Origin of the sequence: Actinomadura miaoliensis, from assembly GCF_039536785.1 — a bacterium.
Taxonomy (GTDB): domain Bacteria; phylum Actinomycetota; class Actinomycetes; order Streptosporangiales; family Streptosporangiaceae; genus Spirillospora; species Spirillospora miaoliensis.
Genome location: NZ_BAAAZG010000002.1, coordinates 114,905 through 135,155 on the forward strand (window position 1 = coordinate 114,905; position 20,251 = coordinate 135,155).

Sequence of the window (20,251 nt, forward strand, 5' to 3'; positions counted from 1 at the left end):
GCCCCGGCGGCTCCGGCCCCGGCGGCTCCGGCCCCGGCGGCTCCGGCCCCGGCGGCTCCGGCCCCGGCGGCTCCGGCCCCGGCGGCTCCGGTCACGGCGGCGGGTGTCCCGCAGCTGACGCCCGAGCAGCAGGCCGCCATCGCGAACCTGACGCCCGAGCAGCGCGCCGCCATGGGCTACCCCGCCTAACAGTCCCGCCCACCGTCCCCGGGCCGTCCGCTCCCTGGCGGCCCGGGGACCCACCCCCGAAAGGACCCGCGCATGGACGAGGCCGCGATCGTCTCGCCATCTCCGGAGGAGTTCGCCGAGACGCCCGGCGCCGAGCAGGTGACCTACCGGGTGACGTTCGACCGCATCGGCCGGACCGGCGGCCGCAACGGCACCGAGCCGCCCGCCCCGCTGGTCGCCCGCGTGCTGAGCGCCGACGGACTCGCCGAGCGGATCTACGAGTACGCCCGCCCACACCTGCGGTCGCGCGATGTCGAAGTCGTCGTCGATCTGGAGGAGCTGCGCGGGTCGATCCTGTGCGGCTGGAACAACGGCGGCACGTTCACCATCGAGCGCCTCGACGGCTCCGCCTGACCCTCAGCCCCCGGTTCCCGGCACCTCGGCCGGGAACGGCTCGGACCCGACCGGGGGCACGCAGAAACAGACCCGAACGGCGAAGGAGCGGTGACCCCTTGGGCGATGGCGCGACCACCCCCGGCCCGTACGCGCACGCGTACGACGCCTACCGCCGCGCAGGCTGGACCGGCGTCATCCCGTTGCCCGCCCGCCGCAAGAAGCACCCACCCAAAGGCACCACCGGCGAGGCCGGAGCATGGCCGTCCTACGCCGACTGCCAGGCGTGGGCCGACGGCCCCGAAGGCGCCGGCAACATCGCCCTACGCCTCTCCCGCCACGTCGTCGGCGTCGACGTCGACAACTACGACGGCAAGACCGGCGCCGCCACGCTCGCCGACGCAGAACAGCGGTGGGGCACCCTCCCCGCCACGTGGCGCACCACCTCCCGCGACGACGGCGTGTCCGGCATCCGCCTGTACCGCGTCCCCGAAGGACTCGCGTGGCCCGGCGAACTCGGCGCCGACGTCGAGCTGATCCACGCCGGATACCGCTACGCCGTCGTCTGGCCGTCCATCCACCCCGAAGGCCGCACCTACCGGTGGATCTCCCCCGACGGCCTCACCTCCACGGCGATCCCCGACCCCGACCAACTGCCCGCACTCCCGGCCGCGTGGGTCGACGGGCTCACCGGGGGCCAAGAAGCCACCACCACCCCACGCAACACCCTCGCCGACGACGCCGCGCGCGGCTGGATCCTCCAGACGGCGGGCGCCACCGACGCGCCGTGCGCGCGTATGGAGCGTGCCATCCAGCAGGCCACCGGCGAACTCGCCGGCCCCGGGTCAGCGCACAACGCCGCCCGCGACGCCGCGCTGCGCGTCGTCCGCCTGGCCGACGAAGGACACACCGGGCTCCTCGGCGCCCTCACCGCCGTGCACAAGGCGTTCCTCGCCAACGTCACCAACCCGCACCGCGCCGGACAGGTGCGGTTCCCCCGGGAAGCCGACGCCGAATGGGCCGCGCTGGTGACGTCCGCGGTGAACCTGGTAACCGCCACATCCTCCGGTTCGAGCGTCTGCGACTGCTCCGGGCAGCTCACCGGCCTCATCGTCTCCGGCGCCCACCCCCTCACAGTGGGCACGGCAGCGCTCACCCCACCCCAACCCAACCCGGCCACGACCCAACCCGATCCGGTACAGCACCACCAGGCCGTCACCGACCCGGCCCCTGCCACCCAACCCGACCCCACCCCAGAGACCCGCTCACGCACCTCCTGGTGGCCGCGCGACCTCACGGCCGTCCTCAGCGGCCAGGACGACGAGCCAGGCCCCGCCGTACTCGCACGCGCCGACGGCGCCCGCCTCTTCTACACGGGGAAGGTCAACGCCATCCTCGGCGAGTCGGAGTCCGGCAAGACCTGGCTTCTCCTCCTGGCCGTCGCCCAGACCCTGGCCGACGGCGGCACCGTCACCTACCTGGACTTCGAGGACACCGCCGCCGGCATCGTCGGCCGCCTCCGCGCGCTCGGCGTCCCCGACACCCACCTCACCCGACTCCACTACATCGGACCCGACGAAACCCTCCACGCCACCGCCAGCGACGACCTACGCGAACACCTCGACGCCGTCCGGGCCGACCTCATCGGCCTGGACGGCGTCAACGCCGCCATGACCCTCCTCGGCCTCGACCTGGAGAAGAACAAGGACGCCACCAGCTTCGCCCAGCTCCTCCTCAAACCCCTCGCGCAGACCGGCGGCGCCGTCGTCATGGTCGACCACGTCCCCAAGCACAAGGACAACCGCGGCAAAGGCGGAATCGGCGCCCAGGCGAAACGCGCAATGATGGACGGCTGCGCCGTCACCGTCGAAGTCATCGAGCCATTCGGGCGCGGCATGACCGGCCGCCTCCGCATCCTCGTCGACAAAGACCGCCCCGGACACGTCCGCGCCGTCTCCGCAGAAGCACGAAAAGTCGGCACCGCCGTGCTCACATCCGACGCCGAAACCGGCAATGTCACCGTCATCATTCACCCACCCGACAATGCCCCCGCCGGACCAGAGAAAGAACGCGGGGACCGCCTCATGCTCATGGAAGCCATTTCCGCGCACCTCTTCGAGGGCCCGGCCCCGGACGACACCAGCAAGGGGAAGATCTCGGCCGCGCTCGGCAAGCGGCAGCAGGACGTCCGGGAGGCCCTGGACGAGCTCGTCGACCGCGGATTCGTCGAACGCTACGACGGCTGGAAGCACCGGCTGATCGAGCCGTACAGCATCGCCGACGACCTCACCACGACCGCCGATGACGGCCCGTCCGACACCCCCGTCCGCCCCGTCCCGGCCCCGTCCCGGGACGCCGGACGGGGTGAGGGCGAAAACCGGTCGACCCCGTCCGGCGACGGAGACACCCCCCGAAGGGGGGTCTCCCCGGGACGGGGTCCGGACCGAGCGGCCCCGGACCCACTTCCGCGGACCGTCGTCGAGGACGGCCGTGTGATCGACACCGCCACCGGCGAGGACCTCGGACCCGCGGACGGCCCGCTATGATCCCCGCATGGCTCCAGCGCTCCCGTAACGGCGACACCAGCCGCGGCGCATCCCTCCGCCTCTGCCAGAAATGCCACGCGCCAATCCTCGTCGGCCTCGACGCCGACCGCGCAGCCATCACCGCCTACTGCGACCCCACCCCACTAACCGAATTGGGTGAGGCGTTCGCGCTCGTCACCGGCCGCAAAACCTACGACCTGTGCAACGGCCCCCGCCGCAAAGAACTGCACCCACGCGAAGCCGCACACATCAAAAAACCCCGCATTTACCCCGTCCTCGCCACCCACAAATGCGGGGCGCCGCTGCATGCCTTCGCCGTTCCAGCACCGCAGAAAGAAAGGGTCGTCGCCGATGACATCCCGCCGTTCTGACGACCAGGCGCCGCGTTCGGTCGCTCGCGACGCGCGCGGGAGCAGCCCGGCCGAGGACGTCGCCCGCCTCCTGGACGAGCTGTACTACGCCGTGGAGACCCGCGAATCGATCGTCACGCACCGCCGTGTCCGCCGCGGCCCCGACCGGATCATCGCCGTCCCCGACATCCGCCCCCACCGCACGCACGGTCCGGGCCTGCTCGCCCAGCTCGGCGTCATCGCCGCCACCGGCGACCGCGGCCACGTCGTGGCCGGCGCCGCCGTCCCGCACCGCTCCCCCGGCTGGGACGAAGACGGCGCCCTGGCCCCCCTCAGCAACAGCGGGCGACCCGGCAGCGCCGAGCCCGTGACGGAGGCATGGCACATCGCCCGGGAGATCGACCAGGCCGTCGACGAGCTCGTCGAGCAGCTGCGCGCCGAGGGGCACCGCGGCGGCCTGGTCGACATCGCCCTGGCCGACGAACGCGTCGGCGCCCGCATCGTGGCGCGTCTCCGCGGCCTGGTCGCCCGGGCCCGGATCGCCGCCGACTACGACGCCCCGATCGTCCCCCTCCGCGACGTGTGCTGCCCCGACTGCGGCGGCGAACTGCGCGTCAGGCAGGACGCCTCATCCGCCGTGTGGTGCACCGGCTCATGGATCGTCGAAGGTCCCGCACCGCGCGGGGAGCCCTGGCCGGTTCGGGCGTTCTGTGGCGCCAGGTGGCCGCGTGGCGCGTGGGTCGCCCTGCTCGAAGACCTCGACCCGGACGGCGCCGTCGAGGCGCCCAGAAACGATCACAGCCCCGCGCAGACGCCACCGCGCCCGCTCGTCCACGACCCTGCCGACGTCGGCGAGGTACCGGACGTGCTCGCTGGCCTCGTCCACCAACCCCAACCTGAGAGGACCGTATGACCAGCAAGCCTTGGTTCCCGGTGTCTTGGCCCAACTGGCACTACCCAGACCCGTACCACCCGTCAACCGTTGACGACCCCTACTGGGCGGAGAGACGACGCGCTGCCTGTCACCTGTGCGGAGCGCCACCAGGCGCAATGTGTGTGACCCAGCAAGGCAAACCCACCGACAATCACAAAGGCCGGAAGCTCCCCATGACCGACCAGCAGCCCGACGAGACCACCCTGCGCATCGGCCTCAACGACGACGAACTGCGCGACGCCTTCGACCGCGCCACCACGAGCCTGCGCCAGCTGGCCTTCCGCATCACCGCTGGCGCCGCCCTCGGTGCCTACCTCGCCGACGACGAGCAGCACGCCCGCCGCGTCCTGGCCGGCCTGAACGCCGAGCAGTTGGAGCGCGTCGAGAACGCCGCCGTCGCGCTGTCCCTCACCGCCGCCCGCATGCGCGGCGACGCCGAGGACGCCACCGAAGGCGAGGCATGGCAGAGGGCCCATGTCCTGCGAGCCGTACGGGCCGAGGCCACCGCCACAGCCCTCGGGAAGGCTCGCGACGAGCAGCGCCAGCGCGCCGAGCAGGCCGAGGCCGACGCGCGTGGCCTCCTCCAGGCACTCGAAGCCGAACGCCACACCTACGCCACCTGGCAGCAGCGCGCCGAGACCGCCGAACGCGAGCGAGACGAGCAACGAGAGATCCGGCAGCGCCTCGGCGAGCACCAGAACGCGCTCCGTCGAGCCCTCGACCTCTCCGCGGATTGCCCGTGGGTCGACATCATCATCGCCGCCCGGCGGTGGCGTGAGCGCGCCGAGCAGGCCGAACGGGAGCGGGCCGAGGCCACTGCCGACCCGGACATCCGAGCGTTCCTCGACCGCCACCCCGACGCGTTCGCCACGTTCCTGCGCCGCGAGATCCGACGCGACCCCGAATGGTTCCGCCGGTACCTCCGCAAGGAGCTGCGGCTCGGCTGGCTGGCCGACGACTTCCGCCGCGCCGGCCTCGACGAACAGGCAGGATGAACCCATGACCCTGGTGGACTTCCTGCGCGACCGACTGGACTACCTCATCGCCACCGGCCGCCGCGCGAAGCTGGGCCCTGACACGAGGGGCGTCGTGGCCGACGACGACATCGCGCCACTGCTGCACAACGAGGATGGCCAGTTCGACCTCCCGGAGCGCGTGATCGCCGACGCCAAGGCGAAACTGCACATCGTGGCCCTCCACGCGGGTCATCACCGGTGCGGCCCCAGGGACTACGACAACGACAACCCCTGCCCAACGCTGCGCTACCTCGCGCTGCCACACGCTGGCGACGCCGACTACAACCCGGCGTGGCGCCCGTGACCCGAGTTGACATGATCGTCGCGCTTAAATCACACTGTGCGTGACGACGTATGCCCAATCGCCCCTGAGTCGCCCGCGACCAGGGGCTTTTGCATGCCCGGAGGGGGTGACCGTGCCCCCGACCACCCCCGCCCGGTTCCGGCCCGTCGCCGACGTCGCGCTCGTCACCGGCCGCCCGCACCGCACCATCCGCACGTGGGCCCGCGACGGCCGCATCCCCAGCCTCCGGCACCGCGGCCGCCTCCTCGTCGACCTGGTCGCCGCCGCCCGCCTGTCCGAGGAGGCCGGCCGCCGCACCCGGAAGGCCGCGGCCTGATGGCGGCTCGACGCCCGATCACCGACGACGACCGTCGCCGCGTCGCCGAACTGCACGCCCAGGGCCTCAGCCGCAACGCCATCGCCAAAGAGATCAAGCGGTCGCAGGCCACCGTGTCGAAGCTCGCCGCCGAGCTCGGCCTGAGCTTCCGGCGGGAACGTACCGCGGAAGCCACCCGCGCCAAGGTCCTCGACGCCAAGGCCCGCCGCGCCGCCCTCGCCCTCGACCTCCTCGGCGACGCCGAACGCCTCCGCCGGCAACTGTGGGAGCCCTGCACGCTGGTGAAGATCGGCGGCAAGGACAACGTCGCCACCGAGCACCCGCTACCGCGGCCACTGTTCGACGACCAGCTGCGCATCGTGCAGGCCACCGGCCTCGCAGTCGAGCGGCACGCCCGCCTCGTCGAACTCGACGCCGACACCGGCCACGACAACGCCCGTAGCCTCCTCGGCGCCCTCCTCGGCGGCCTCCAGGCCAAGCACGGCACCGACCCCGAATGACCCCCGCCGCGCCGGTCCTGTCGCCCAAGCAGGAACAGTCGATCGCGCACTCGACGGCCCGGCTCAACATCTGGTCCGGCTCGGTCCGGTCCGGCAAGACCATCGCGAGCCTGCTGCGCTGGCTCACCTACGTCGCCCAGGCCCCGCGCGGCGGCGCGCTCGTCGTCTCCGGCAAGACCCTCGACTCCGTTGCTCGCAACGTCTTCGGGCCGCTCCAGGACCCGGCGATCACCGGCGACTATGCGCGCCTGGTCAAGTACACCCGCGGCGCGCCCACGGCCACGATCCTCGGCCGTCCCATCGAGGTCATCACCGCGAACGACGTCCGCGCCGAGGAGAAACTCCGCGGCCTCACGTGCGCCGGCGCCTACGTCGACGAGGCCACCGTGTTGCCCGAGACGTTCTGGACACAGCTGCTCGCGCGGCTGAGCGTCCCCGGCGCCAAGCTGTTCGCGACCACCAACCCGGACAGCCCTAACCACTGGCTACGCCGCAAGTTCCTCCTCCGCCAGGGCGACCTCGACCTACGGTCCTGGCACTTCACCCTCGACGACAACCCGGGCCTTGACCCCGCGTACGTGACCGCACTCAAGGCCGAGTACGTCGGCCTGTGGTACCGGCGCATGATCAAGGGCGAATGGTGCCTGGCCGAGGGCGCCATCTTCGAGATGTTCGACCCGGCCCGGCACACCGTCGACCAGATCCCCGCCGTCACGCGGTGGGTCGCCGCCGGCGTCGACTACGGCACCGTCAACCCGTTCCACGCCGTCGTCGTCGGCGTCGGGACGGACGGCCGTCTGTACGTCACCGCCGAGTGGCGGCACGACTCCAAAACCGCACGCCGCCAGCTCACCGACGTCGAATACAGCGCGCGGTTCCGCGAATGGCTCGCCAAGGTCCCGGTGCCGACCACGCCCCTGACCGGCGTGCAACCCGAGTACGTCATCGTCGACCCCTCCGCCGCAAGCTTCCGCGTGCAGCTGCACCGCGACGGCCTGGTGACCCGCGCCGGCGACAACTCGGTGCTCGACGGCATCCGGACCATGTCCAGCCTGTTCGCGCTCGACCTGCTGCGCATCCACACCTCGTGCAAGGGCCTGCTCGACGAGCTGCCCGGCTACTCCTGGGACGACAAGGCCGCCGAGCGCGGCGAGGACGCCCCGATCAAGGCTGACGACCACGGCATCGACGCCACCCGGTACGCCGTCCACACCACCCGCGCGCTGTGGCGCGGCCTGCTGCGCGACCAGGTCACCCTCGCCGCCTGACACGGCGGCCCCCTGTCCCCGGTCCGGCCCGCGCTCCTGGGGGGTGGCGCGGGCCGGACCGGCACAACCCCCCACCCCGGAACGGAGGCAGCACCGTGCAGAAGCCCAGCGTCGGGCGCATCGTCCACTACGTCAGCCGCGGCTCGGCCGAAGGCGTGTACAAGCCGGAGTGCCGCGCCGCGATCGTCACCGAGGTCGCCGACGACGGCCGCACCGTCGGGCTGTGCGTCGCCAACCCGGCCGGCCTGTTCTTCCACCCCCTGGCCGAGGACGGCGCGCCGTACGACCCGGGCGACGTCGACGAGGAGATCGGTTACATGCCGGGCTCGTGGCACTGGCCGGAGCTCGTCTAATGCCTCTCCCCACCGGCGGCCCCTGGCCACCCGCCACGCTCCAGCCGATCTACGACATGTTCCACGTGCTCGACGCGTGGTACCGCGGGGACGGCGACCGCCTGTCCACGGTCTACGGCCAGCTCGCCAACAAGGCCCGCCCGGTGAACCGGCCAAGCCAGTACCGGGGCGGCATCGTCGGCATGGTGGCGCGGTGGTTCTGGGGGCAGCCCACCCCCGCCGGGCAGAAGCGCACGAAATTGCACGTGCCGATCGCATCCGACATCGCGACGATGTCGAGCGACCTGCTGTTCTCCGAGCCCCCGAACATCACCGTGCCGACCCCGGCGACGCAGGCCCGCATCGACGAGATGGTCCCGGACCTCCAGGCCACGCTCCTCCAGGGCTCCGAGGTCGGCTCGGCGCTCGGCGGCTACTACCTGCGCGCCGTCTGGGACCGCGACGTCGCCCCCCGCCCGTGGCTGGGAGCCGTCCACGCCGACGCCGCCGTCCCCACGTTTCGATGGGGGCGGCTGTACGCGGTGACGTTCTGGCGCACCATCGAGGAACTCCCCGACGGCCGTTGCCTGGTCCACCTGGAGCGCCACGAGCCGGGTTGGATCCTGCACGGCCTATACCGGGGCGACCCCGGCATGCTCGGCGAGCAGCTCCCGCTCACCGCGCACCCGGAGACCGAGCACCTGGAACCGGCGATCGAGACGGGCCTGACCCGATGCACGGCGGTCTACGTCCCGAACATGAAGCCGAACCGCGACTGGAGGACGTACCCGCCCGGGCAGGACCTCGGCCGGTCCGACTACGCGGGCCCCGTCATGGGCCTGATGGACGCCCTCGACGAGGCGTGGACGTCCTGGATGCGGGACCTCCGCCTGGCCAAGGCCCGGCTCATCGTGCCCAGCAGCTATCTCCAGTCGCTCGGCCGCGGCCAGGGCGCCGCGTTCGACCCCGACCAGGAGCTGTACGAGGGTCTGGAGACCCTCGGCGAGGGCGACCGCATGGAGATCTCGGCGCAGCAGTTCGCGATTCGCGTGCAGGAGCATCGCGACACGCAGGCCGAGCTCCTGGCCGCGATCCTGCGCGCCGCCGGCTACTCCGCCCAGTCCTTCGGGCTGTCCGGCGAGGTCGCGATCACGGCCACTGAGGTCGCCGCCAAAGAGCGCCGGTCGCTGGTCACCCGGGGCAAGAAGGCGCTCTACACCGCGCCCGCGCTGGCCGACGCGATCGAGATGCTCCTCCAGCTGGAGGCATCCCTGTTCGGCTCTTCCGTCGTCCCGGAGCGGCCCGACATCGAGTTCGGCGACTCCGTGAGCCCGGACATCATGCAGCTCGCGCAGACCGCCGAGCTCATGCACCGCGCCGAGGCCGTATCGACCGAGACTCTCGTGCGGATGCTGCACCCGGACTGGGACGACCCCGCCGTCCAGGCCGAGGTCGCCCGGATCCGCGACGAGTCCGGCGCGCTCACTGCCGACCCGCTCGGCCAGTCCGTCACCGACGCTGTCCGCGCCACCTACGACGCCCCCGCCGACGAGGACCCGGACGCGGCGCCGGCCGACGGCGAGTAGGCCGCCATGGCGGTCGACCCCGACGCAGTTGACGCCATCGCCGCGATGGTGGCCGACATCTACCGCGAGGCCGAGACCGCCCTCGTCCGCACCATCGCCCGGCACCTCGACGAGGGCCTCGACTCCCCGGCCGCCGAGACCCGGCTGGCCGACATCCGCGCACTGCGCCGCGCCGCCCAGGCCATCATCGCCGCCCTGGAGGCCGACACCGGCCCGGCCGTTCGGACGGCACTCGCCGACGCCTACCGGCACGGCTGGACATCGGCGCTGGCCGACCTCCCCGAGAGATGGTTCCCCGAGTCGGGGATCGGGCAGGCCGCCCGCCAGGCCGCGGAACAGGTCACCGGAACCGGGTTCGTCGAGGCGCTGGCGAACGCGCTGCTGGCCGACTTCGGCACCGTTGAACGCAACATCCTCCGCAACGTCGAGGACGCGTACCGGACCGTCCAGGCCGCCGCCGCGGCCCGCATCCTCACCGGCGTCCAGACCCGCCGCCAGGCCGCACAAGCCATGTGGCAGCGCCTCGTCGACCGCGGCATCGGCGGCTTCGTCGACCGCGCCGGCCGCCGCTGGCGCCTCTCGTCCTACGCGGAGATGGCCACCCGCACCAACGCGCAACGGGCCGCGGTCGCCGGCCAGGTCGACCGCCTTGACTCGATCGGCGTGAAGCTGGTGTACGTCTCTGACGCCCCCCAGGAATGCCCGCTGTGCCGCCCCTGGGAAGGCAAGATCCTGCGGACGACGCCCGGCCCGCTGAACGTGGTCACCGAGCACGCGACCCGCGACATCCCCGTCACAGTCACCGCCGCGGCCACCCTCGACCAGGCACGCGCCGCCGGGTTCCAACACCCCAACTGCCGCCATTCGGTGTCGGCGTACCTGCCCGGCGTGACCCGCGTCCCGCAGCGCACGGCGGACCCGGGCGGGTACGAGGCGCGTGAGCGGCAGCGCGCCATCGAGCGCAACATCCGCAAGTGGAAAGAGCGGGAAGTCGGGGCGCTGACCGACCAGGCACGCCAAGACGCACGCCGTCGAGTCCGGGCGTGGCAGGCCGCCCTACGCGAGCACCTCGCGCAGCACCCCGAGCTCAAGCGACTCAGGTACAGGGAGCAGATCGGCGCGGGCAACATCCCGCCCGGACGCAGCAACCCGCCCGGCGGCCCGGCCGGCGATCTCGGCCCGCCGACCGAGCCGACGCTGGACGGCGGCCCCGCCCCGGCGCCCGCGCCCCGTACGGGCCGCGTCGCGCCCGACGAGCCCCCGCTGGACGACCGCGCCCCGGGCCCGGATCAGCCCGTGCTCGAACCGCCCCCGCCGGCGCGGCCGGACCCGGCGACCATGTCCAACGAGGAGCTCGACGCCGCGCTCATGGAGGCCATGAGCGCCGCCGACTTCGACGGTGCTTGGATCGACCGCCTATCGGCCGAGGTCGACCGCCGAGAGGCCGAGGCCCGCGCCCGCGAGCAGGCCCGCGAACGGGAACGGGAACGCCGCGAGCGCCGCGAAGCCGAGCTGGCCGACCGGATGGCGCAGCTGATCGACGAGGGATGGCCCGAAGAGGAGGCCGTCGAAGAGGTCTACGGGATCAGCGTCGCCCAGCAGCGCCGAGACCGCGCCATCGCCGACCTGCGCGCCCAGGGCTACACCGGCGACCGCTTCGAGGACCTGGCCCGCCAGGCATACCGCGACTACGTGCACGCCCAATGGCTCGCCGCCGAAGAGGCCACGAACGGCTACCTGGTCACGCGCGAGGGCACCGCCCGCGGTATCGACCCCCGGTCGTTGTTCACCGGCCCCGAAGCGAGGGCCAGGCGGTGGGCATCGGACGAGTTGAAAGCCTGGTGGGACCAGAACGGCCGCATGACGTTCGACGAGTTCAAAGCGCTGCTCACCGACGATTCTGACGCGATCCATAGACTCCGCGGCCGCGGTGGGGGAGACTTCCTCGCATGAGCGACGCCGATCGCGCCGCCGGACGCCGGATGATCCTCGCCCATCTGGAGGGCCAGCGCGCCGCCCACGAGGGCCAGCCGTCCACCGCGTGCCCGTACGACCTGAACGCCGAGGACGCGGTCACGCGTGCCCGCGCACGCATGTGGCTGCGCGGGCACGACCGCGTGGCCCCGTTCCCCGTCGACTACTCCGGCTGACGGCGCCGACCGCTCCCCGGCTTCGGCCGCCCCGGCGCGCCCTGCCCCGGCCGCGCCGCGTGCCACGCCTTGATCTCGGCCACGCGCGACGGTAGCCACCCCGGAAGCTCGCGCTCGCCGAGCAGCGCATCCGGCGCTGGGAAGTCCTCGTACCGCTCCTGCCACTTCGCAACGGCTTGCGCGGACACGCCGAACAGGGCGCCCACCGACGCCCTGTCCAGGTACCGGGTAGGTCCGGTCACGCGGCCACCACCGAGAACAGCGCGTCGTCGGCGGGCTCGTCGCTGATGGTCAAGCCGAACAGGGCCCCGTCCGCGCGCTCGACGAACTCGATGACCTCGGCCTGCTGGGTGCCGTCCTCGGCGTCGATCTCGTCGAGCGCGATCGTGCCGTATCCGTCGCCCTCGATCTCGGCGAGCATGTCGAGCTGCGTGCCGGTGGTGTAGAAGTCGCCGGCGCCCATCTCCAGCCAGTTCCGCATCGTGACCCTCCATAGTGTTGTCCGCGTTGGCGACAACACTACGAGACCCTCATGAGAGTTGTCCAGAAGTAGGACGACATTTTCTGAGACTTCCTTCGCCAGGCGCGAGGGACCACCTACCGGCCGTGGCCAGGCGCCCGGCCACACCACCGTCCGGCCCCAGGAGGGCAAACCATGCACGACCCCATCAGCCTGCCGACGACGCCCGGCGCGATCATCGGCTACCGCAAGAACGGCACCCCGATTCGGCTGATCGCCGGAGGCAACGGCGAGGGCGGAACCGGCGGCGACGGAAGCGGCGCACCCGCCGGCCAGCCCGCGGGCACCGGCGCGGACAGCGGCCAGACCGGCGCCCAGCCCAGCGACCCCGGCCAGGGGCCCGACGGCACGGCCGCCGGGAACGACGGGCAGCCCGGCGCCGACGGCGACATCTCCTCGCTGCCCGAATGGGCGCAGAAAGCCATCAGGGACGCGCGCGCCGAGGCAGCCAAGTCCCGCACCACCGCCAAGCAGACCGCGGCCGAGCAGGCGCGCCAAGACCTCGCCCAGCAGATCGGCAAGGCCCTCGGCCTGGTCAAGGACGGCGACAAGGCACCCGACCCCGCCCAGCTCGCCCAGGAGCTCGCCGCCTCGCAGGACGAGGGACGGCAGGCCCGCGTCGAGCTGGCCGTCTACAAGGCCGCCGCGAAGGCCGGCGCCGACCCCGAAGCGCTGCTGGACTCCCGGGCATTCCTGGCCCAGATCAAGGACGTCGACCCGGGCGACGCCAAGAAGATCAGCGACCTGATCAAGAAGGCGGTCGAGTCCAACCCCAAGGTGCGCGCCGTCCAGGCCCCGCCCGCGTCCGGCGCCCCCATGGGCGGACAGCCGCCCACCAGCAAGCCCAAGAGCCTTGAGGCCGCCATCGCGGCCCGATACCGAAAGTAGAGGTGAGCCATGGCCGTCACCCTGGCCGAGGCCAAGAACAACGCGGTCGACGACATCGACGTCGCCGTCATCGACGAGTTCCGCAAGGAGAGCGCCATCCTGGACGCGCTCACCTTCGACGACGTGGTCAACCCGGCCGGCGGCGGCGCGACGCTGACCTACGGCTACCGGCGGCTGATCACCCAGCCCACCGCGGCGTTCCGCGCGATCAACAGCGAGTACACCCCGCAGAACGTCACCACCCAGCGGTACACGGTCGACCTGGCCGTCCTCGGTGGCGCGTTCGAGGTCGACCGCGTCCTCGCCAAGATCGGCCCCGCCGCCTCCTCGGCCGTGTCGCTGAACATGGCCCAGAAGATCAAGGCGACCCGGACCGCGTTCCAGGACGCCGTCATCAACGGCGACACCGCCGCCGACGCCAACAGCTTCGACGGCCTCGACAAGGCCCTCACCGGCAGCTCGACGGAGTTCCGGGTCGGCTCGGTCACCGACTGGACCGCGATCACCAGCGAGAACGACTCGGCGTTCACCGCCCTGGACGACCTGGACGAGTTCCTGTCGATCCTCGACGGCGAGCCGACCATCGTCCTCGGCAACGCCAAGGCCCTCGCCCGCGTCCGCGCGATCGCCCGGCGCGCCGGAATGTACACCCGCAACCCGGTCGACGGGCTGCTCGGCCCGAACGGCCGCCCGGTCGTCCGCGAGCAGTACGGCAACATCATCTTCGCCGACCCGGGCAACAAGGCGGGCTCCAACGACCCGATCATCCCGATCGAGTCCCGTACGGTCGGCGGCACCCCCGCGACCGGCCTGACCGACCTGTACGCGATCCGCATGGGCCTGGACGGGTTCCACGGCGTGTCGACGGTCGGCGGGCAGATGGTGCAGACCTGGCTGCCGGACTTCTCGACCGCGAAGGCCGTCAAGGTCGGCGAGGTCGAGATGGGCCCGGTCGCGGTCGCGCTCAAGGCGACCAAGGCCGCCGCCGTCTTCCGGAACATCAAGGTCCAGTAGGGGGCGCCTGACATGTCGTACCGCATCACCACGCCCGTCGACGGCTACAGCGGCGACGTGGTCGGCGTGGCGTTCGTCGACGGGCAGGCGACGACCGACGACGAGGCCGCGGTGGCGTACTTCCGCCGGCACGGCTACACCGTGTCGGGCGGCGACGAGGACCAGGCCCCGGCGACGGTGGAGCGGCCCGCCCGCAACGCCTCCACCGACGCGTGGCGCGCGTACGCCATCGCGCAGGGCATGACCTCCGACGAGGCGGCCGCGCACACCCGCGACGAGCTCGTCGCGCTCTACGACGGCGTGGACGGCTGACCGGTGGCGTACGCGACGGTCCAGGAGCTCGCCGACTTCCTGACGCCGAAGCCTGCGCCGCCGGACGCCGCCCGGCTCCTCGACCGCGCCAGCCGTGACGTCGACCGGGCGCTGCTGTGCACGGTGTACGACGTCGACGACACCGGCATGCCCACCGCCCCCGCCGTCGCCCAGGCGCTCAAGGAGGCGACGCTGGAACAGGCCGCATGGCGGATGCGGATGGGCGACGGCGCCAGCAGCGCGGGCAAGTGGTCGACAGTGTCGATCGGCTCGGCCAGCCTGGCGCGTCGCACCGACCGCACCGCGCCCGACGAGGCCCACGTCGGTGGCCTGGGCGCGGACGCGTTCGAGGTGCTCCAGCTGGCCGGGCTGACCGGGCACGCCCCCCAGACCCCGCCGATCTGCCGCACCCGGACGGGGGCGTGATGGACATCATCGACGTCCTGACCGAGGTCATGCCGGACCTGCCCGAGGTCACCATCGAGCCCTACCGGGGGCGCAGCGCCTACGGCGACGTCTGGGACACGGGTACGCCCGTGCGCGCGTTCGTCGACCAGGCGCGCCGCGTCGTCCGCGCCGACGACGGGTCACAGGTCATCAGCGAAACCACCGTGTACGCGCCGCCCGGCACCACCGCGCCGGCGCGGTCACGGGTCACGCTGCCAGACGGCTCGACGACCCTCGTCATCACCACGCGCATCCGGGACGGCTTCGGCCAGGACGCGCTCCCCGAACACGTCGAGATCGCCTGCGAGTGAGAGGGGGCGCGCCATGCCGCAGCGGATCCGGCTGAACTGGAACGGGCGCCGGGTGACCGAGCAGCAGCGCGCCGGCGCCGTGCGCGGCCTGCGCATGGCCGCCGAACACCTGCTCGGCGAGTCCCGCCAAGAGGTGCCGCTTGAGGAGGGCACCCTCGAACGGTCGGGCGTGGCCAGCGTCGACGAGGCCAGCCTCCAGGCCGCCGTCTCCTACGACACCCCCTACGCCGTGCGGCAACACGAGGACCTGGACCTGCGCCACGACGCCGGACGCAAGGCGAAGTATCTGGAGGACCCACTCAATAGGGAACGCGGCACGATGCTGGAGATCATCGCCGCGCAGATCCGGCGGAGTCAGCGAGGCTGACGGTGGGCTGGACGACAGATCTCCTCACCGGTCTCGCCGAGCACCTGGCCGCGCGCGGCGCCGGCGCCTGGCGGCCGGACGGCTCGGCGTACACCGCGGCCGAGACCGCGATCGTCATCGGCCCGATGCCACCCGACCCCGACCGGGTCATCGCGCTGCGCACGTACACCGTCGACTGGGACGGCTACGGCGACGAGGACGACGCCGGCCGCATCGACGTCACGACCGGGCTCCAGGTCCGCACCCGCGGCGGCCGCGACCCCCGCGACGTCCTCGACCTGGCCGACGCCGTCCGCGACGCCCTCGACGGCCTCGCCGCCGTCCGGTTCGGCGCGGTGTGGGTGTCCCAGATCGTCCGGCGCAGCGGTGAGGAGCTCACCGCCATGACCGCCGTCGACCGCCAGGCGGACCGTGCCGAGCGCGTCGACAACTACTACATCCAGGCGTCGCGTCCGACGCCGAACCGCACGTAAGAAGGGGGCCCCGTGGCCACAATCACCGACCTGACCCGGCGGTACCGGCTCCAGATCAACCTCGGCACCGAGGCGGCGCCGGACTGGCAGACCGTGATCGGGATCGTGGAGTTCAAACCCGCCGTCGAACCGGAGATCCAGGACGACACCGACTATGAGTCGGACGGCTGGAAGGGCAACACGAAGACGTTGCAGGGGTGGAAGGTCGAGGTCAAGATCTCCCACAAGTACGACCCGGCGACCAAGCTGTACCACGTCACGCACGACGCGCTGGAGGCCGCCAGCGAGGCGTTCGGCGACGACTCGTACGTGCAGATCCGGTACTTCGACCGGTTCGGCAAGGGCCGCGGCAAGCAGGGCCGCGCCCTGGTCTCCTGGGAACCGGAGGGCGGCGAGGCGTCCGAGCTCGACCAGGTGTCCATCACCCTGACCGGTGACGGGCCGCTGGAGACCATCGACAACCCGCTCACGGTGTCGCCGCTGCCGATCGTCGCCAGCGTCACCCCGGCGTCGGGACCGGCCGCCGGCGACGAGCTCGTCACCATCACCGGGGCGTACTTCACCGGCGCGACCGCCGTCACCTTCGACGGTGCGGCCGCGGCGGACTTCGCCGTCATCTCCGACACCAAGATCGCCGCGGTCACCCCGGCGGGGACCGCCGGTCCCTGCGACGTCGCGGTGACGACCCCGAACGGTGTCGGCACCGGGACCGCCGTCTACACCTACACCTGATCGGAGGCACCCCCCAATGGCGTTCAAGGATCTGCGCGAGTTCGTCGAGCGGCCGCGCCTGGAACTGCCGATCGATGGCAAGACGTACGTCGTGTATGACGTCGACGCCGCCACCGGGGTGTGGGCGCAGGAGCTGGCCGGGCTGGCCCTGGCCGTGGAGGCCGAGCAGGACATCACGTCCGACGACGTCGAGTTCCTCAACGACGACGACGAGCGTGACATGATCAAGCGGTTCCTCGGCGACACCTATGAGGAGATGCGCGCCGACGGTGTTGGCTGGTCCGACATCAAGCACGCGGCCATGACGGTGTGGGTGTGGGTTCTCCAGGACGAGGCCGCCGCCGAGGCGTACTGGTCGGGGGCCAGCGCGTCGGGGGAAGGCTCGGCCCGGCCGGGGAACCGGGCCTCCCGCCGGGCGTCACAGGCCATGGCGAGAAAGACCCCGCGACCGGGCTCTACGAGTACTACACGGGCGCAACCCCCGCGACAGGGGGCAAGGAGACGGTCCCGTGGCACCGGCTCCTCGGCGACGGAGCATGGCCGCTCGTAGAGGCTGACCTGCACGACGTCTACGGGATTGACGTCGAGTCCGGCATTCTCCACCACCGCACGTGGCGCTGGCTGAAAGTCCGCCTTGTTGGGCTCCTGGCCGCCGACACCCGCATCTACCGGCACGTGAAACCGCCGGACCAACAGAACAACGACGACACCACCGCCGGGTGATGTGATCGGCAGACGGGGGGTGACATGGCCCTCCGTCTCGGCGAGCTCATTGCCGTCATCTCCGCTGACGACTCGAAGTTCCGGAAGGTCCTCGACCGCACCCATGCGGGGCTCCAGGCCGTCGGCAAGGTCGGTGCCCTCACGGCGTTGGCCGGGTCGGCGACGCACCTGGCGGTCGCGCTCGCCCCCGCCGCCGGCATCGCCGCGGCGTTGCCGGGCGCGTTCATCGCCGCCAAGGTCGCCTCTCTCGGTCTCCAGCTCGCGCTGGAGAACGTCGGTGACACCCTGTCCGGGGCCGTCTCGGGGGACGTCGAGGAGTTCGAGGAGAGTCTCAAGGCGCTCCCGCCCACCACCCGGAGCGTGGTCCGGGAGATGGGCAGCGCGCTGTTCGGTCTCCAGAAGCGCGCCCAGGAGGCGTTCTTCGCGCCGATGCAGGCGCAGGCGCGCGGCCTGGGCGACGATCTACGCGGCCCTGTCCAGGACGGCATGACCGCCGTCACCGGCTCCATGGGCCGCCTGGCCGCCGGGGTCCTCGGCGTCGTCCGCGAAGCCCGCAGCATCGCGTTCATCCGCGAACTCGGCCACTCCATCGGCGACGCCATCGACGGCGCCGCCGTCGGCGTCCCGTTCCTGGTCCGCGGCATACGCGACTTCGCGTCCGCCTCCCTGGGCAGTTTCGACCGGGCCGGCAAGGGCCTGGGGCGGCTGATGACCGCCGTCGGGCTGTGGATGTCGCGAATGGCCGAGGCGGGCCGGCCGATGCGGTGGATCAACAACGCCGTCACCACCCTCAAGACGCTCGGGCGGATCGGCCGCAACGTGGCCATCACCCTCGGCGCGGTGTTCGCCGGTGCCAACACCAACAGCTCTGACCTGCTCGGCTCCCTCGAAGGCATCACGGCCGCGATGGCGGGCTGGGCCACCAGCTCGGAGGGGCAGCAGCAGATCGCCACCACGTGGGCGCTGCTCAAGGACACCGCGTCCGAGCTGGTGGCCATTCTGCCGCTGCTGGCCGGACCGCTGGGTCTGCTGGTCGACCTGCTCGAAGCGCTCCCCGGCGGGACGCAAGGGACGGCCGCCCAGTTCCTCGCCTGGTCAATCGCGATCGGCCTGGTGTCGTCGAAGCTGGGGCCGCTGGTCGTCGGCGTCGGCAAGGTCGCCGGGGGCGTCGGCCGCCTGGCCGGCGCCCTCCGAGGCCCCGACTCGTCGCTACGCCGGTTCGGTGGCCAGATGAGCCGCGCCGCCGGCGCGGCCGGGTCGTGGGCGGGACGCATGACCACCGCCGCCGGACGCGCCGCACTCGCCTTCGGTCGCGCTGCGCTCACCGCCACCATGGCGGCCGGGCGCATGGCTGCCTCGGCCGCGATGACGGCCGCGCGCGTGGCCGGCGCCTGGGCGATGATGGCCGCCCGCGCGCTGGCCAACGCCGCCCGCATGGCCGTGTCCTGGATCATCGCGATGGGCCCCGTCGGACTCATCGTCGCCGCGGTCATTGGCGCGGTCGCGCTGATCATCGCGAACTGGGACAAGGTCAAAAGGTTCGTCACTGAAACGCTGCCGCGCGCCATCAAGGGCGGCTTTGATTTCATAGTCCGCCTCATCAAGAATGCCGCGCGAGTCGGCTTTTTGGGACCGGTCGGGCTCATCATTTCCCACTGGGGAAAGATTAAGACGTTCTTCACAAGCACCGTGCCGAATGCGGTGAAAAGCGGAATCGACCGCGCGGTTCGGTGGGTGTCGGGGCTGCCCGGGCGCGTGACGAGCGCCGTCGGCAACATGGGCCGCCTGCTCGTCAACGCCGGCAAGGACGTGCTGATCGGCTTTTGGAACGGCCTCGTCAGCATGGCCTCGTGGCTGGCGCGGCAGATCGGCCGCCTGATCAGCAACATCGTGCCGGGCCCCGTCAAGAAGGTGCTCGGCATCGCGAGCCCGTCGAAGCTGTTCGCCGAGTACGGCACGAACCTGGCCGAGGGTCTCGCCATGGGCATGGACGGCGGCACGGGCCTGGTCGCGTCCGCGGCCGCCGAGCTCGCTGGGGCCGCCGCTACGGGGGGCGTGCCCGTCGCCGGCACCGGCGCCGCAGGAGGGACGGGCAGCGCGGCGGGCCGGGGCGGCACCGGCTCCGATGACGTCGTCCGCGTCCGTTTCGACTTCACCGGAGCCGACGGCGAATTCAAACGCCTTATCCGCAAAATCGTCCGCGTCGACGGGCGCGGCAATGTCCAGGTCGCTTTCGGAGGTTCGTAGATGCCGCTGACCAATGCCGCCAAGAATTTGATGCTCGACGAACTCGGTTCTGTGGCCGTGTTCGCGAGCCTGCACACCGCCGACCCCGGCACCACCGGCGCGGCCGAGGTGTCCGGCGGTTCCCCCGCGTACGCGCGCAAGGCCATCACGTGGAACGCCGCGGCCGGCGGGAATCTGGACTCGTCGAACGCCCCGGTGTTCGACGTGCCGGGCGGGACGACCGTCACACACTTCGGGCTGTGGTCGGCCGCGTCAGGCGGCACCTTCTACTCCGGCGGTCAGCTGTCGGCCAACGAGACGTTCACCGCGCAGGGGCAATACACCCTCACCGACGCGGACGTGAACCTCACCTGA

General features: G+C 72.1%; 27 protein-coding genes. 25 read left to right on the top strand and 2 right to left on the bottom strand.

The genetic code is table 11. The annotated features are described in order from the left end of the window. From ABD811_RS04945 to ABD811_RS05010, 14 genes are all read left to right on the top strand, one after another. Positions 1-189, top strand: a 189-nt coding sequence (locus ABD811_RS04945; RefSeq protein WP_344941414.1) for a hypothetical protein, incomplete at its 5' end; no start/stop codon positions are given. A 72-nt stretch (positions 190-261) separates the two neighbouring features. Next, positions 262-582 (top strand): hypothetical protein, encoded by a 321-nt coding sequence (locus ABD811_RS04950; protein ID WP_344941417.1) that lies wholly within the window; start codon positions 262-264, stop codon positions 580-582. Between the two features lie 98 nt (positions 583-680). Further along, entirely contained in the window at positions 681-3,107 is a 2,427-nt protein-coding gene (locus tag ABD811_RS04955; protein WP_344941420.1) for a bifunctional DNA primase/polymerase, read from the top strand. Then, entirely contained in the window at positions 3,104-3,478 is a 375-nt protein-coding gene (locus tag ABD811_RS04960) for a hypothetical protein (protein ID WP_344941422.1), read from the top strand. The genes ABD811_RS04955 and ABD811_RS04960 overlap by 4 nt, the downstream gene beginning before the upstream one ends. Beyond that, positions 3,459-4,370: a hypothetical protein gene (locus ABD811_RS04965; RefSeq protein WP_344941425.1), complete on the top strand. Its 912-nt coding sequence runs from the start codon at positions 3,459-3,461 to the stop codon at positions 4,368-4,370. Before ABD811_RS04960 ends, ABD811_RS04965 begins: the two co-directional genes overlap by 20 nt. A gap of 194 nt (positions 4,371-4,564) precedes the next feature. Further along, positions 4,565-5,386, top strand: coding sequence for a coiled-coil domain-containing protein (locus ABD811_RS04970; protein ID WP_344941428.1), 822 nt, complete (start codon positions 4,565-4,567; stop codon positions 5,384-5,386). Positions 5,387-5,390: 4 nt separating this feature from the next. Then, on the top strand, positions 5,391-5,711 hold the full coding sequence (locus ABD811_RS04975) for a DUF6221 family protein (protein ID WP_344941431.1): 321 nt from the start codon (positions 5,391-5,393) through the stop codon (positions 5,709-5,711). Positions 5,712-5,823: 112 nt separating this feature from the next. Then, positions 5,824-6,027, top strand: a complete 204-nt coding sequence (locus tag ABD811_RS04980) for a hypothetical protein (RefSeq protein WP_344941433.1) — start codon at positions 5,824-5,826, stop codon at positions 6,025-6,027. Then, positions 6,027-6,527 carry a helix-turn-helix domain-containing protein gene (locus tag ABD811_RS04985; protein WP_344941435.1) on the top strand — a complete coding sequence of 167 codons (501 nt, stop codon included), beginning with the start codon at positions 6,027-6,029 and terminating at the stop codon, positions 6,525-6,527. Before ABD811_RS04980 ends, ABD811_RS04985 begins: the two co-directional genes overlap by 1 nt. Next, positions 6,524-7,795 carry a PBSX family phage terminase large subunit gene (locus ABD811_RS04990; RefSeq protein ID WP_344941438.1) on the top strand — a complete coding sequence of 424 codons (1,272 nt, stop codon included), beginning with the start codon at positions 6,524-6,526 and terminating at the stop codon, positions 7,793-7,795. Before ABD811_RS04985 ends, ABD811_RS04990 begins: the two co-directional genes overlap by 4 nt. 95 nt (positions 7,796-7,890) lie before the next feature. Continuing rightward, positions 7,891-8,148 carry a hypothetical protein gene (locus tag ABD811_RS04995; protein WP_344941440.1) on the top strand — a complete coding sequence of 86 codons (258 nt, stop codon included), beginning with the start codon at positions 7,891-7,893 and terminating at the stop codon, positions 8,146-8,148. Further along, the gene (locus tag ABD811_RS05000; RefSeq protein WP_344941443.1) at positions 8,148-9,713 is read left to right on the top strand and encodes a phage portal protein; all 1,566 of its coding nucleotides are present in this window, start codon (positions 8,148-8,150) and stop codon (positions 9,711-9,713) included. The genes ABD811_RS04995 and ABD811_RS05000 overlap by 1 nt, the downstream gene beginning before the upstream one ends. A gap of 6 nt (positions 9,714-9,719) precedes the next feature. Continuing rightward, positions 9,720-11,666 carry a phage minor capsid protein gene (locus tag ABD811_RS05005; protein WP_344941446.1) on the top strand — a complete coding sequence of 649 codons (1,947 nt, stop codon included), beginning with the start codon at positions 9,720-9,722 and terminating at the stop codon, positions 11,664-11,666. Continuing rightward, the gene (locus tag ABD811_RS05010) at positions 11,663-11,863 is read left to right on the top strand and encodes an Rmf/CrpP fold protein (RefSeq protein WP_344941449.1); all 201 of its coding nucleotides are present in this window, start codon (positions 11,663-11,665) and stop codon (positions 11,861-11,863) included. Before ABD811_RS05005 ends, ABD811_RS05010 begins: the two co-directional genes overlap by 4 nt. Here the strand turns inward: ABD811_RS05010 and ABD811_RS05015 are convergent. Together ABD811_RS05015 and ABD811_RS05020 are read right to left on the bottom strand one after the other, a co-directional pair. Next, complete coding sequence (locus tag ABD811_RS05015; RefSeq protein ID WP_344941452.1) at positions 11,851-12,105, bottom strand: hypothetical protein; 255 nt, start codon at positions 12,103-12,105, stop codon at positions 11,851-11,853. The two genes, ABD811_RS05010 and ABD811_RS05015, sit on opposite strands and share 13 nt — an antisense overlap. Then, a complete protein-coding gene (locus ABD811_RS05020; protein WP_344941457.1) occupies positions 12,102-12,344 on the bottom strand; it encodes a hypothetical protein in 243 nt (80 codons plus the stop codon). The genes ABD811_RS05015 and ABD811_RS05020 overlap by 4 nt, the downstream gene beginning before the upstream one ends. A gap of 174 nt (positions 12,345-12,518) precedes the next feature. Between ABD811_RS05020 and ABD811_RS05025 the strand changes: the two genes are divergently transcribed. The 11 genes from ABD811_RS05025 (at position 12,519) to ABD811_RS05075 (ending at position 20,251) form a co-directional block, all read left to right on the top strand. Beyond that, on the top strand, positions 12,519-13,271 hold the full coding sequence (locus ABD811_RS05025) for a hypothetical protein (RefSeq protein ID WP_344941460.1): 753 nt from the start codon (positions 12,519-12,521) through the stop codon (positions 13,269-13,271). A gap of 9 nt (positions 13,272-13,280) precedes the next feature. Beyond that, entirely contained in the window at positions 13,281-14,285 is a 1,005-nt protein-coding gene (locus tag ABD811_RS05030; protein ID WP_344941463.1) for a major capsid protein, read from the top strand. 12 nt (positions 14,286-14,297) lie between these two features. After that, positions 14,298-14,597: a hypothetical protein gene (locus ABD811_RS05035; RefSeq protein ID WP_344941466.1), complete on the top strand. Its 300-nt coding sequence runs from the start codon at positions 14,298-14,300 to the stop codon at positions 14,595-14,597. 3 nt (positions 14,598-14,600) lie between these two features. Beyond that, positions 14,601-15,023 carry a hypothetical protein gene (locus tag ABD811_RS05040; RefSeq protein WP_344941469.1) on the top strand — a complete coding sequence of 141 codons (423 nt, stop codon included), beginning with the start codon at positions 14,601-14,603 and terminating at the stop codon, positions 15,021-15,023. Then, positions 15,023-15,355, top strand: coding sequence for a hypothetical protein (locus tag ABD811_RS05045; protein WP_344941472.1), 333 nt, complete (start codon positions 15,023-15,025; stop codon positions 15,353-15,355). The genes ABD811_RS05040 and ABD811_RS05045 overlap by 1 nt, the downstream gene beginning before the upstream one ends. Positions 15,356-15,368: 13 nt before the next feature. Then, positions 15,369-15,722: a hypothetical protein gene (locus tag ABD811_RS05050; RefSeq protein ID WP_344941475.1), complete on the top strand. Its 354-nt coding sequence runs from the start codon at positions 15,369-15,371 to the stop codon at positions 15,720-15,722. Between the two features lie 2 nt (positions 15,723-15,724). Then, entirely contained in the window at positions 15,725-16,195 is a 471-nt protein-coding gene (locus ABD811_RS05055) for a phage tail terminator protein (protein ID WP_344941477.1), read from the top strand. A 12-nt stretch (positions 16,196-16,207) separates the two neighbouring features. Beyond that, entirely contained in the window at positions 16,208-16,927 is a 720-nt protein-coding gene (locus ABD811_RS05060; RefSeq protein ID WP_344941480.1) for a phage tail tube protein, read from the top strand. Positions 16,928-16,943: 16 nt separating this feature from the next. After that, on the top strand, positions 16,944-17,477 hold the full coding sequence (locus tag ABD811_RS05065; RefSeq protein WP_344941483.1) for a DUF7426 family protein: 534 nt from the start codon (positions 16,944-16,946) through the stop codon (positions 17,475-17,477). Between the two features lie 545 nt (positions 17,478-18,022). Further along, on the top strand, positions 18,023-19,897 hold the full coding sequence (locus ABD811_RS05070; protein WP_344941484.1) for a phage tail protein: 1,875 nt from the start codon (positions 18,023-18,025) through the stop codon (positions 19,895-19,897). Beyond that, entirely contained in the window at positions 19,898-20,251 is a 354-nt protein-coding gene (locus ABD811_RS05075; protein ID WP_344941487.1) for a phage tail fiber protein, read from the top strand.